We start from the raw sequence: 13,576 nt of genomic DNA, 5'->3' as shown, positions 1-13,576 counted from the left end.
AGCTCAATGGTGGAGCATTCGGCTGTTAACCGAAGGGTTGGAGGTTCGAATCCTCTCCACGGAGCCATTTTATTTTTGATATGCATAGAATCAAGACTGCTTTAAGCAGTTTTTTTTATTTAGTAGGAATTTAAAGCTTTTTTGTACAAAAAACATAACGTAAGGCATTGAAAACAAAAGGTTTGCAAGTTTATGTAAAATATTACAAAGAATGAAATGTAAGTAGGGTGAATGCAAAAAAAGGCGGTTGTGGCCGCTTTGTTCCTAACATATATAATAAAAAAGTATGTATGCTACTATAATGACAGTATCTGTGCATACATACTTTTTTCTATTGCTTAACTATTTTATTACCATCACTGGTTAAGATTATTGTACCGTCAACATCTGTTCTATATACCTTTACATTTCTGTTTTTTAGTTCATTTAATGTTTCACGATGAGGATGGCCATAATCATTATTTTTACCACAGCTTATGATAGCTATTTTAGGAGAAACTTTATCTAAAAAAGCCTTAGATGAAGAAGAGGAACTTCCATGGTGTCCAACCTTTAATACATCACTAGATATATCGTAATTTTTACTAAGGATTTCTTTTTCGCTTGTTTTTTCTGCATCACCAGTAAATAAGAATTTAGAGCTACCATAGGTTATTTTTACTACTATAGAATAGTCATTAAGATCCTCATATTTAGTATTGTTTGGAGCGATAATTTCACACTTTGTATTTTTACCTAAATCTAGATTCATTCCAGACTTTGCTGCGGTTATCTTTATATTTTTTGATTTTAATGCATTTACCATAGTTTCAAAGGTCTTAGTATTAGTTGTTACTTTTGGTGCATAGAACTCTCCAATATTGTACTTTTTTATTATACTACTCATGCCACCAATATGATCTTCATGGGGATGGGTAGTAATTATGTAGTCAAATTTTTTTATATTTTGCTTACTTAGATAACTCATTAATTTATCATTGCTTTCTGCTGGACCAGCGTCTATAAGTAAGTTTTTATTGTTAATTTGTATAAGTACACTGTCACCTTGTCCAACATCAATATAACTAATTTTTATAGAGTTTTCACTACTTGTATTGGAGGCAGATTTGGTATTATTATCTTCCCCATTGCAGCCAGTTAAAGAAAAAACTAATACTACAAGTATTATAAATAATCTTAGAAAACTTTTATATGCTTTCAATTTGCACAACTCCTTTGCTATAGAATACAAACATAAGTTCACCATTTATAAGTTTACCATTTTATATAAATAAGTAAAGAGAAATATATATAACCACAACTTAAATTTAACTTATACGTAGGGATATATTATCAATGCTTAAGTCACATTTAAATATTTTTTATTAGTCTTAGTGAAAATTTGATAAAAAATCTTAGGACTTTAGATATGTTTGAGCATAGCGAGTTTATCAAAGTTCTTAGATTTTTATCAAATTTGAGCTTTAGACTAATTAGAAATATTTAACGTGACAAAGCATGATAACATATCCCGGAGTATAAGTTAAATTTCGGGCGTGTTTATCTAGAAAGTAAATTTATTTGTATTCTATGTAAAGTATTTACATTTATTTTATTAAACTATTACTTGTTTGTTAAACTTAAGGCTCTAGTATAATAAATATGATATAATATATTGTTGTATAGCAGCTTATGGAATAATTTTTAATTTTATTTAAAGGAGAGAAGAAATAAATGATAAAAACTTGTTTATTTTATTTAGATTTCTTTATATATATGCTTCTAACGCTTTTTAAGAAGTCTAAATTAGAGAGTTTAAGAAAATATAAGAGTAAAGAAGAAGTAGAATGTTACATAAATAAAGTAGCAAGAGAATGGGCATTACATGTTCTAGGGGTAGTAGGGGCTAAGGTACATGTAATAGGAAAGGAGAATATCCCTAATGAGACATGTCTCTATGTAGCTAACCATCAAGGGTATTTAGATATTCCTATACTTATGTCAAGCATAGGTAAACCTGTAGGGTTTATTGCTAAAAAAGAAATATTAAAGGTTAAAATAGTAAGCTATTGGATGAAGCAACTTAGATGTATATTTATGGATAGAGATAACGTAAGAGAATCCATAAAATCTATTAATGAGGGTATCGACAATTTAAATAATGGTTACAACATGGCAATTTTTCCAGAAGGAACGAGAAGTAAAGGTCCTAAAATTGGAGAGTTTAAGAAGGGCAGTATGAAGCTTGCATTAAAATCAGGGGTACCTATAGTGCCAGTAGCTATAGATGGAAGCTACAAGCTAAGAGAAGGAAATAAAAATGGATATATAAAGTCTGGAGAAGTTAAGGTTACTATATGTAAGCCTGTATATCCTAAGGAACTTTTAAAAGAGGAACAAGCAAATTTAGCGGAATATTTAAGGGATATAATATCAGAAAAGATTACTATAGAGAAATAAAGCTTAAGCTTTAAAGAATGACAGCCAAGATGAGAACTAAAATTATACTCCGGAATATGCTACTAATCCTTAGTCAGGTTAAATACTTTTCAATGGGTCTAAGGTTGGGATTTCAGAAAAAACATTGGATTTGTGAAATATAGTGATATAATTCATCTATAAGTTATGTCGGAATGGTATTTTTTAACGTCATAACAACCACAAGTCAGTAGATCCATTCGTGATTTATAGTTTGTGAAAGTGGAAAATACTGTCTTATGTTTGTTTTTTACACGAATCGCTGCCGTATCCCTAAAATTGCATAAATAATCTACAGTTTACAAAGTATATTATTTTTAATCAACTTTGCTGCTAATACTTCTAGTTGATTAAAAAATTTTAAGAAATGCACTCTTCTAAACATTTAATGAATTAGAAGAGTGCGTTTCTTACTTTGCCCCTGGTTACAAGAACATATACTATATTATTCAATTTAGAAAGGTTGTGTAAGTCAAATACAGCCTACAGCTTATTAAAGATTAAGATATTGAAAAAATATTTACTAAATTATGATAAGGTTTTCATATTATGATCCTTTGTGTATATTTTTAAACATAATATTCATCTTCAAAGTATAAAATAGGTGATAAATATACAAATTATTTTAAACTTGAATAAAAAAATATTACTTATTACAATATAATTTGACTAAATATCCTAAATAAAACTATAAAAACTTAATATTTTAAAATAAATATTAAAATAATGCAGATGTTTGCTGTAAATTTATGTAAAATGCAATAACTTAACTGTTTCCAACGGTTTAGCAATTATAGATATAGTGCCAATTTATATAAAAAAAGTCCTTTTATTTGTTAAAAATAAACTATGTGAAAAAACATGGAGGCCGTATTACAAAAAAATAAAAATTTCTATTTGCCAATATTCATGAAAAATGCTACAATAAGAGAATAATTATACTAATATATAATGAAAAACCTTGTAAAAACTAATAAATATGCAAAACGGGGTATAAACATAAGAAAATTATTTTTTAAAAATTAAAATAAAAATTGCAATAACATGATAAACTTCATGCAAAAATGTGATTTTAATAATGAGTCCATTAAGATTTAGTAAGTTTAAGGAGGGTAAAATGAATATTTTAAAGAAAAATTTATATCAACATTGTTTGCAAGACGTAGATGTACCAAATCTCTACAAGGATATATTTCCGTATTCTGAAGTACCAAAGATAACTTTTGATGGTATTCAGGTGCCTATGGAGTTACCAGAAGATATATGGATTACAGATACTACCTTTAGAGATGGTCAGCAATCAATGCCTCCCTATACTTCTGAACAAATAATAAAGATATTTGATTATCTCCATGAGTTAGATAACAATTCAGGAATAATTAGACAAACAGAGTTTTTTCTTTACACAGAAAAGGATAGGGAAGCAGCAGAAGTCTGTATGAACAGAGGATATAAGTTTCCAGAGGTTACTTCTTGGATTAGAGCTAATAAAGAGGATTTCAAGTTAGTAAAGTCTATGGGAATAAAAGAAACAGGTATGCTTATGTCTTGTTCAGATTATCATATATTTAAAAAGCTAAATATGACTAGACAGCAGGTTATGGAAATGTATCTGTCTGTTGTAGAGGAAGCTTTAGTCAATGGTATACGTCCTAGATGTCATTTAGAAGATATAACTAGAGCAGATTTTTATGGATTTGTAGTTCCTCTTGTAAATAAGTTAATGGAACTTTCACATCAGGCTAAAATACCTGTAAAAGTAAGAGTATGTGATACTTTAGGTCTTGGTGTGTCACATAGCGGAGCAGCTCTTCCAAGAAGTATACAAAAGCTTATACATGGGTTGAGAACTAGCTGTAATGTTCCATCTGAATCCATAGAGTGGCACGGTCATAATGATTTTTATTCAGTAGTAACCAATTCTACTACTGCTTGGCTTTATGGAGCATCCTCAATTAATACCTCACTTTTAGGTATAGGAGAAAGAACAGGTAACTGTCCGTTAGAAGCCATGATTTTTGAATATGCTCAGCTTAAAGGAACTACTAAAAATATGAATCTTGGCATAATTACAGAAATAGCAGAATTCTTTAAGTCAGAAATGAATTACACTATACCTGATAGAACTCCTTTTGTTGGAAGCGAGTTTAATGTAACAAGAGCTGGTATACATGCTGATGGAATTCTTAAAGACGAAGAAATTTACAATATATTTGACACAGATAAAATCTTAGGAAGACCTGTAGTTGTTGCTGTTAACCAATATTCAGGTTTAGCTGGTATTGCTGCTTGGATAAATACTTACTACAAACTTCAAAATGACAAAAAAATAGATAAAAGAGATCCTAGAATTGAAGAAATAAGAGAATGGGTTAACGAACAATATGTAGATGGTAGAACAACTATTATTGGAAACAATGAATTAGAAGCAATAGTTAATAAGGTAATTCCTGAAATCCAAGAGAATAGAGAAGGAAGAGCAAGTTAAAAGTTTGAGGTTAGTCATAAGCAAACTTGAATTAATTCAGCAGATAGAAGTCCTAGCTTACTGTTTGTGAAAGTGAGAGACTTCTGGCTGGTTACAAATGGATAAAATAGCTTATTATATATATGGAGGATTATAAAATGGGATTAAATGTTACACAAAAAATAATAAAGAATCATCTTGTAAAAGGAGAAATGGTTGCTGGTAAAGAAGTTGCAATAAAGATAGACCATACGTTAACTCAGGACTCCACTGGAACTATGGCTTATCTTCAATTTGAAGCTTTAGGAATAGATAAGGTTAAGACTAAAAAGTCTGTAGCATATATAGATCATAATATATTACAATCAGGTCCTGAAAATGCTGATGATCATTTGTATATACAAACAGTAGCAAAGAAACACGGAATATATTTTTCAAAGCCTGGTAATGGAATATGTCATCAAGTAAACCTTGAGAGATTTGGAATTCCAGGAGATACCCTATTGGGTTCAGATAGCCATACTCCTACAGGTGGTGGAATAGGAATGCTTGCTATCGGAGCAGGTGGATTAGATGTAGCTGTAGCTATGGGTGGCGGAGAATATTATATAAATATGCCAAAGGTAGTTAAAGTAAATCTTACTGGAAAGTTAAGTCCTTGGGTTACTGCAAAAGATATTATATTAGAACTTTTAAAAAGACTTACTGTAAAAGGTGGAGTAGGTAGAGTATTTGAATATACTGGAGAAGGAGTTAAGACTCTATCTGTGCCACAAAGAGCAACTATTACTAACATGGGTGCAGAACTTGGTGCAACAACATCTGTGTTCCCAAGCGATGAAGTAACATACGAATTCCTAAAGGCTCAGAAAAGAGAAAAAGATTTTATAGAGTTAAAAGCTGATGAAGATGCTTTATATGATGAAATAGTAGAGATAGATTTATCACAATTAGAACCACAAGCAGCATTCCCTCACAGCCCAGATAATGTAGTAGCTGTATCAACATTAAAAGATGTTAAGGTTAATCAAGTTGCTATTGGAAGCTGTACAAACTCTTCATATGCAGATATGATGAAGGTAGCAAAAATACTAGAAGGAAAAACTATTAACGAAAATGTTTCCCTAGTTATTGCACCAGGTTCAAAACAAGTTTTAACTATGATTGCTGAAAATGGAGCACTTGCTACCATGGTTGCAGCAGGAGCAAGAATTTTAGAAAGTGCTTGTGGTCCATGTATAGGTATGGGACAATCTCCTGCTACTAACGCAGTTTCACTTAGAACCTTTAACAGAAACTTTGAAGGAAGATCAGGAACAACTTCAGCTAATGTTTATATAGTAAGTCCTGAAATTGCTGCAGCATCTGCTTTAACTGGATATATTACAGATCCAAGAACCTTAGGGGATGATTTTGAGATAGAAATGCCTAAGGAATTTTTAATAAATGACAACTTAGTAGTACCACCAGCTGTTGATGGAGAAGATGTAGAAGTAGTTAGAGGACCTAACATTAAGCCATTCCCTAAAGCAAAAGCTTTAGAAAACATAGTTAGCGGTAAGGTTTTAACTAAGGTTGGAGATAATATAACAACAGACCATATAATGCCTTCAAATGCTAAGCTTTTACCTTATAGATCAAATATACCATACTTATCAGAATACTGCTTAACACCTAGTGATGCAGATTTCCCTAAGAAAGCTAAGGAAAATGGCGGTGGTATTATAGTTGGTGGAAGCAATTATGGTCAAGGTTCAAGTAGAGAGCATGCTGCTTTAGCACCACTTTATCTTGGCGTTAAGTTTGTAATAGCTAAATCCTTTGCTAGAATTCATATGGCTAACTTAATAAACAATGGTATAATACCATTAGTATTCGAAAATGTTGAAGATTACAACAACATAGATGCTATGGACGAATTAGTTATTGATAATGCACTAGAGCAAGTAAATAACGATGTAATCATAGTTAAAAATACTACAAAAAAACAAGAGTACAAAGTGCTATTTAATGCTACGGATAGACAAAGAAGAATGATAAAGGCAGGCGGATTATTAAACTTAGTTAAAGAAAATGCATAGAGTTGGGAGGAAATTCATATGACACATAAAATTACACTTATACCTGGAGATGGAATTGGACCAGAGGTTACAGCAGCAGCTAGAAAGGTAATAGATGCTGCTGGTGTTAAAATAGAATGGGAAGTAGTAAAAGCTGGTGAAGAGGTTATTAAAGAGTACGGAACACCGTTACCAGATTATGTTTTAGATAGCATAAAGAAAAATAAAGTAGCCTTAAAAGGACCTGTAACTACTCCTGTAGGAAAGGGATTTAGAAGTGTCAATGTTACATTAAGACAAACATTAAATCTCTATGCAAATATAAGACCAATAAAGACTTATGAAGGAATAAAATCTAGATTTAGTGATGTAGACCTAGTTATATTCAGAGAAAACACAGAAGATTTATATGCTGGAATAGAACATATGGTAAGCGAGGATATTGCTGAAAGTATAAAAATAATATCTAAAAAAGCTAGTGATAGAATTGTAAAATATGCATTTGATTATGCAAAAAAACATGGCAGAACTAAAGTAACTGCTGTGCATAAAGCTAATATCATGAAATTATCTGATGGACTTTTCTTAAGATGTGCTAGAAATGTAGCAGAAGCATATGAAGATGTAAAATTTGATGATGTAATAGTAGATGCTATGAGTATGAAATTAGTAATGGATCCAGAAAAATATGATTTGCTAGTAATGCCTAATTTATATGGAGATATAATCTCAGATTTGGCTGCAGGTCTTGTAGGAGGACTTGGTATGGTGCCAGGTGCTAATATAGGGGAAGATGGAGCTGTATTTGAACCAGCTCACGGATCTGCTCCAGATATTGCAGGACAAAACAAAGCAAACCCTGTAGCTACAATTTTATCAGGAGTAATGATGCTTAATCACCTTGGAGAATTAGAAGCTGCAGCTAAAATAGAAGCTGCTGTTGCTAAGGTAATAAAAGAAGGTAAAGTTGTTACAGCTGATCTTGGTGGAGATGCTGGAACTGATGAATTTGCGGATGCTATTATAAAAGCTATAGTATAAATTAATAAATCTATATTGTGTACACTTTTGTAAAAAACCTCATCTTAAGATGAGGTTTTTTTATTATAATTAACACATTATAAAAGATATATGGCACAGGATATCCTAAAGGATTAAAAGATGAATAAATAAAAACAGTTCAGTTACATGTTGTAAACTCACGGTGTAATTCGGTTTTCTGTTTTCTTGATTTTATATCCTATATCAGCATTTCTTAATTTTAAGGCTCTCTCTATTAAATTATTTTTATCTTCCAACTGTTTTTTAAATGAGAATATGTCCTGTTGGGTTAAGTTTAAATTATACATTCTTAATAATCTATCTTCTAACTGTTGTTGTGTCTGAGTGCTTCCATCAGGCATTATATGTATTACTGAATAGTTATTCTTTATCAATTCAGGCGCTATCATTATGCTTCTATGGCAGTCTATAGGATCTTTTTCTGTACACATTATACATATTTTGTATCCTTTTTTTATACCATCTTTAAGTCTTTCTAATCCTTCACTAAAGGATTTTAGTTCTTTAACTTTATTAAAATCTAGATAGCCATTAGGGTGAAATAAATCAATGTTAGTTCTTATTGCCCCAAATTCCTCTGCCATGTATATGCAGTATATTCCATTTATATTTAAAAATTTTTTTATTACATTTTTATTAAAATGTGGTACATACTTTGAAAAAGGAACACTTCTTATATCTATAATGCAGTTAATATTATATTTTTTTAGAAGTTCTAAAAAATATATGTTATCATGAGAAGAATGTCCTACAGTATATATTTCTTTCATAATTTATAGCTCCTTCTTAGATTATAGTATACCTGAGTGGAAACTTAACTTATACTCCAAATAATAGTAAAAATATATAATATTATTATGTACAATTCTCAAGTAAAATAATGTATGTAAAAATATAAATCCTATGCTGTTTTATTAGCATAGGATTTATATTTTTGTATAATAAGTTAAATTTTCACTGCGAGCATCTGTATATTTCTAATTATGGGATAATACCATAAATTTCTTTACACTTTCAGAAGATGAAAGTGTAGATATTTCACTTAATATTGAATCTATATGATGTTCACACTCATTGCTAATTAATGCTACAACCTCTTTATGGTTAGTTAATATCTCTGAATATATATAGCAGTTTTTAAAACTGTTGGCTAAGTTGCTTATAGTATCTAATCTATTATTAGTTTTAACTCGAATTAGCCAGCTAGCTTCTTTATTCCACTTAGGGTCTATTTCAGCTGGTTCATTACTAAATTTAGTTATTTTTTTACTCTTGTTCTGAATTATATCTATTATATCTCCAAATACTGCACTGGCAGTGGGAAGCATTCCTGCTCCTTTTCCAGAGAAAAATATATCACCTACGGCATCACCTTCTATGATTATGCCGTTTAACTCGTTATCTAGTTGAGCAAGCGGTGAGGCTAACTTTACCATTACTGGTTGTACAGATGCGTGAATCCTGTTATCTTGTTTTTCACTAATAGCTAGTAATTTTATAGTACATCCTGCTAGTTTAGCATATTTAAAATCTTCTTTATCTATATTTGTTATACCATTAATTCCTATTTCTTGGCAATTAACCCTTTTATCATAGGATATAGTTGAAAGGATAGAGATTTTTCTTGCGGCGTCATAACCTAAAACATCTGATGAAGGATTAGCTTCCGCAAAACCCAATTCTTGAGCTAGCTTAAGTGCATCTTCGTAACTCATGTTTTCTTTATCCATTTTCGAAAGAATAAAATTTGTTGTGCCATTTAAAATAGCCTTTATACCTATTATTTCGTTTACTGATAGACATTCTATAAGAGGTTTTAAAATAGGAATGCCTCCGCCAACGCTGGCTTCAAAATTTAGAGTAACATCGTTCTCAGTAGCCAAATCTAATAATTCTTTGCCATGTTCAGCAATTAAATCTTTATTAGCTGTTACTACATGTTTTTTTTCTAATAGTGCTCTTTTGACATAGTTATATGCAGGGTTAACTCCACCCATCAGCTCTACAACAATATCTAGTGGTTTTTCGAAAACTTCATCAATATTGTCTGTTAAAATGTGAGAGTTTCCCTTTTTTTTATGTTTATTTATATCTCTTACTAAGATATTAGATATAATAATATCTTCTCCAGTAGTCTTTTTAGTCCTATCCTTATTTTTGTTTATTAACTGGGTTATACCTGTACCTACTACTCCATAACCTAGTATTGCTATTGATATCATTAAAATACCTCCTGTCTTGAAGTCAGATTGATAAAGTTATTAGATGTGTTATCTAAATTAGTTTCTACATATAGGTTATCCAAAAATTCAGCCAAGAAGTATTTATATTTTTCAACTTCAATTAAAAAAGAATCATGACCATAGTCTGACTGTACTTCATGGTATTCTAAGTCTACTCCGCTTATTCTTAAGGCATCTCTTGTTTTTCTAAGTTCATTCAATTGAAAAAGAGCATCAGAAGATACTGCTGCAAGTAAAAATTTAGCCTTAATACGACTTAATGCGCTTTCATAAGTGCCATATTCTCTTTTTAAATCAAATAAATCAAGAGCTCGCGTAAGATATAGATAACTATTTGCATCAAATCTATCTACAAGCTTTAATCCTTGATAACTTAAGTAACTATCTATTTGAAATTCTGCATTGAAATCATTGTAAAAGTCTTCAACATTGCTTTTAAGCTTTCTTCCAAACTTTAAATTCATTAAATCTCTTGTTTGATAAGTTAACATAGCAACCATTCTTGCAATTGATAAGCCATTTGAAGGAAGTTTTGAACTATAATAATCTCCATTGTTCCAATTTGGATCACACATTATAGATTTTCTCATAATATGGTCTATGCCAACAGCTTCAGAACTTAAGCTAAGAGGTGCAGCTAAGTTTATTATGCCATCCATAAAATCAGGATATGATGCAGCCCACTGAAGAGATTGCATGCCACCCATGGAGCCGCCAACTGCAGCAACTAAATGATTAATATCTAAATACTCAAAGATCTTTTTTTGAGCATTGACCATATCTTTTATAGTTATTATAGGAAACTCTATACCATAGTGCTTACCGGTTTTCGGATTTATTGAAGATGGTCCAGTAGAGCCATTACATCCTCCTAAAATATTTGAACAAATTATAAAATACTTATTTGTGTCAAATACCTTTCCAGCACCTACAAAGTCTTCCCACCAACCTTCAACATCATTTTCATCATGTTTTGCTATATGGGAGTTTCCAGTTAGAGCGTGAGTTATAAGAATACAGTTATTCTTTTCTGCATTTAAAGTTCCATAACTTTCGTAACATAAGGTTATGGGTCCAAATGTCTTTTTGCTTTCTAGAAGAAAATCTTCATCCAATGCAAAAGTCAAATACTCCTTATAATTTTCTTTTCTATATAAAAACTTGTTCAAAAAAATACCTCCCTAGCTTAATTTGCACAGTTGAAAGTTTATAAGAAGATTTACCACTAAAAACATCATGTTATGATATTTCTAGTGGTAAATTAAATTTTAAAGTATATATATTAGGTTTAGTTATATTATTTCCTCATATGTTCTTAAAGGTTCTACCTCTGTTATATTAGATTTGATCTAATGCATCTGAAAGAGCTGCTATTAAGTCATCTGCATCTTCAATACCTATAGAAACTCTTATAAGTTCAGGTTTAACTCCTGCTTGAACTAATTGTTCTTCATCAAGCTGAGAGTGAGTTGTAGAAGCAGGGTGAATTATTAATGATTTAGCATCCCCTACGTTAGCAAGATGAGAGAATATTTCAATTGAGCCTATTAGCTTTTTACCAGCTTCAGCTCCACCTTTTACTCCGAATGTAAATATAGAACCAGGTCCCTTTGGAAGATATTTTTTAGCTAAATCGTAATATTTATTTCCTTCTAGTCCAGGGTAATTTACCCATTCAATCTTAGGGTGCTTGCTTAAGAACTCAGCCACTTTTTTAGCATTGTCTACATGTTTTTGAACTCTTAGTGATAGAGTTTCAAGTCCAAGTGTTAGTATGAAGGAGTTAAATGGAGATATAGCTGCTCCTAGGTCCCTTAAAAGAGATGTTCTAATTTTTATAGCATATGCTAAGTTTCCAAATGTTTCAAAATACTTAAGTCCGTGATAACTTTCGTCTGGTTCTACAAGACCAGGGAATTTTCCGTTATCCCAGTTGAATTTTCCTGAATCAACAATTACTCCTCCTATTGATGTACCATGGCCACCGATGAATTTAGTAGCAGAGTGTACAACAATATTAGCACCAAATTCGATTGGTTTTAAAAGATATGGTGATGCAAAAGTATTATCAACAATTAGAGGTATTCCATTTTTATGAGCAATATCCGCAACTGCTTGAATGTCGATTATGTTAATTCCTGGATTTCCTATACTTTCTATATAAACAGCCTTTGTTTTATCGTTTATAGCTTTTTCAAATTCTTCTACGTTATCAGGGTTTACAAGGTTAACTTTAATTCCAAAGTTCGGTAGAGTATGAACAAATAAAGAATAAGTACCACCGTAAAGAGTTGCAGCAGCAACTATTTCGTCTCCAGCACCAGCAATATTTAATATTGAATAAGTGATTGCAGCCATTCCTGAAGCAGTAGCTACGCCGGCAACTCCACCTTCAAGTAAAGCAACTCTAGTTTCGAAAGCTGCATTTGTTGGGTTTGTTAAACGTGAATATATGTTTCCAAATTTCTTTAAACCAAATAGGTCAGCAGCATCTTGTGCATCATCAAAAACATAAGATGTTGTTTGATATATTGGTATTGCTCTTGATTTAGAAGCTGGGTCAACCTCTTGTCCTCCGTGTACTTGAATAGTATCAAATGATAATTCTTTTGCCATTTTAAATTCCTCCTAAATATGATAATTTATTTTGTTTGGAACTCCTATGAGTTTAATATAGTTAATTTATTATGCCAAATATCTATAATAGTTATTAGCTTAAGGATTTTATGATAAAATAAAAAATCTTCTTGTAGATGAGCTACAAGAAGATTACATTCCTCTAGCTTCTCATCTCCCAGGTATTATACCTGCTGGAATTAGCACCGTTGAATAAATATTCAGGTTGCCGGGCATCATAGGGCCAGTCCCTCAGCCGCTCTGGATAAGAAGTTCCGTATTTGATTGATAACATCATACCAAGTATTAGTACATAATGTCAATACCTAAATTAAAATAAATGAATATATTTTGCGGATAGTCATCGGATAAATCTTTGTTTTGTGCGGTGTAACATGGACATATATTTTATATATACACAAAAATAGTATTGACAATAACAAAAAAAAATATTATTATTAGCAATAAATGTTATTATAAAAACGTTTCTTATCAAGAGAGGTGGAGGGACTGGCCCTGTGAAACCCGACAACCGGCATTTTTATATAAATGTATCGGTGTCAATTCCTGCAGAATGCTTTTATTCTGATAGATAAGAAGAGAGCTAGAAGTGATTATGTAATTTTCATGTAAGCTACTTTTCTTGTGGAAAGGTAGCTTTTTATTTTAAA

The 13,576-nt window shown here is 31.2% G+C and carries 9 protein-coding genes and 2 riboswitches; of the genes, 4 read left to right on the top strand and 5 right to left on the bottom strand.

Annotation, left to right across the window (positions count from 1 at the left end):
* Window positions 1-331: 331 nt before the first annotated feature.
* The gene (locus tag HGI79_RS04330; RefSeq protein WP_241428140.1) at window positions 332-1,201 is read right to left on the bottom strand and encodes a ComEC/Rec2 family competence protein; all 870 of its coding nucleotides are present in this window, start codon (window positions 1,199-1,201) and stop codon (window positions 332-334) included.
* Between the two features lie 515 nt (window positions 1,202-1,716).
* Here HGI79_RS04330 and HGI79_RS04325 point away from each other — a divergent pair.
* The 4 genes from HGI79_RS04325 to HGI79_RS04310 all read left to right on the top strand — a co-directional run bounded on the left by HGI79_RS04325 (window position 1,717) and on the right by HGI79_RS04310 (window position 8,025).
* Window positions 1,717-2,439: a 1-acyl-sn-glycerol-3-phosphate acyltransferase gene (locus HGI79_RS04325; protein ID WP_185649439.1), complete on the top strand. Its 723-nt coding sequence runs from the start codon at window positions 1,717-1,719 to the stop codon at window positions 2,437-2,439.
* Window positions 2,440-3,574: 1,135 nt separating this feature from the next.
* Window positions 3,575-4,945, top strand: a complete 1,371-nt coding sequence (locus HGI79_RS04320) for a 2-isopropylmalate synthase (protein WP_207725703.1) — start codon at window positions 3,575-3,577, stop codon at window positions 4,943-4,945.
* A gap of 137 nt (window positions 4,946-5,082) precedes the next feature.
* On the top strand, window positions 5,083-7,005 hold the full coding sequence (locus HGI79_RS04315; protein ID WP_185649431.1) for an aconitate hydratase: 1,923 nt from the start codon (window positions 5,083-5,085) through the stop codon (window positions 7,003-7,005).
* An 18-nt stretch (window positions 7,006-7,023) separates the two neighbouring features.
* Complete coding sequence (locus HGI79_RS04310; RefSeq protein ID WP_185649430.1) at window positions 7,024-8,025, top strand: isocitrate dehydrogenase (NAD(+)); 1,002 nt, start codon at window positions 7,024-7,026, stop codon at window positions 8,023-8,025.
* Window positions 8,026-8,183: 158 nt separating this feature from the next.
* Here HGI79_RS04310 and HGI79_RS04305 read toward each other — a convergent pair whose 3' ends face one another.
* From HGI79_RS04305 to HGI79_RS04290, 4 genes are all read right to left on the bottom strand, one after another.
* The gene (locus HGI79_RS04305) at window positions 8,184-8,816 is read right to left on the bottom strand and encodes a DUF488 family protein (protein ID WP_185649429.1); all 633 of its coding nucleotides are present in this window, start codon (window positions 8,814-8,816) and stop codon (window positions 8,184-8,186) included.
* Between the two features lie 207 nt (window positions 8,817-9,023).
* A complete protein-coding gene (locus tag HGI79_RS04300) occupies window positions 9,024-10,268 on the bottom strand; it encodes a homoserine dehydrogenase (protein ID WP_185649428.1) in 1,245 nt (414 codons plus the stop codon).
* Window positions 10,268-11,458, bottom strand: coding sequence for a homoserine O-acetyltransferase (locus HGI79_RS04295; protein ID WP_185649427.1), 1,191 nt, complete (start codon window positions 11,456-11,458; stop codon window positions 10,268-10,270). Before HGI79_RS04295 ends, HGI79_RS04300 begins: the two co-directional genes overlap by 1 nt.
* Before the next feature lie 169 nt (window positions 11,459-11,627).
* Window positions 11,628-12,905, bottom strand: coding sequence for an O-acetylhomoserine aminocarboxypropyltransferase/cysteine synthase family protein (locus HGI79_RS04290; RefSeq protein WP_185649426.1), 1,278 nt, complete (start codon window positions 12,903-12,905; stop codon window positions 11,628-11,630).
* 168 nt (window positions 12,906-13,073) lie between these two features.
* Window positions 13,074-13,177: riboswitch (SAM riboswitch) on the bottom strand.
* A gap of 214 nt (window positions 13,178-13,391) precedes the next feature.
* Window positions 13,392-13,504: riboswitch (SAM riboswitch) on the top strand.
* Window positions 13,505-13,576 lie beyond the last annotated feature (72 nt).

The sequence above is a fragment of the Clostridium sp. DJ247 genome (genome assembly GCF_014231265.1).
The sequence above is the reverse complement of the archived record's forward strand: the minus strand, read 5'-3'. Positions and strand labels throughout refer to the sequence as shown.

What these genes read in the sequence shown, in the direction of transcription:
- HGI79_RS04320 (WP_207725703.1), top strand. Translation starts at nt 3,575, where the DNA reads ATGAATATTTTAAAGAAAAATTTATATCAACATTGTTTGCAAGACGTA.
- HGI79_RS04315 (WP_185649431.1), top strand. Translation starts at nt 5,083, where the DNA reads ATGGGATTAAATGTTACACAAAAAATAATAAAGAATCATCTTGTAAAA.
- HGI79_RS04310 (WP_185649430.1), top strand. Translation starts at nt 7,024, where the DNA reads ATGACACATAAAATTACACTTATACCTGGAGATGGAATTGGACCAGAG.
- HGI79_RS04305 (WP_185649429.1), bottom strand. Translation starts at nt 8,816, where the DNA reads ATGAAAGAAATATATACTGTAGGACATTCTTCTCATGATAACATATAT.
- HGI79_RS04300 (WP_185649428.1), bottom strand. Translation starts at nt 10,268, where the DNA reads ATGATATCAATAGCAATACTAGGTTATGGAGTAGTAGGTACAGGTATA.
- HGI79_RS04290 (WP_185649426.1), bottom strand. Translation starts at nt 12,905, where the DNA reads ATGGCAAAAGAATTATCATTTGATACTATTCAAGTACACGGAGGACAA.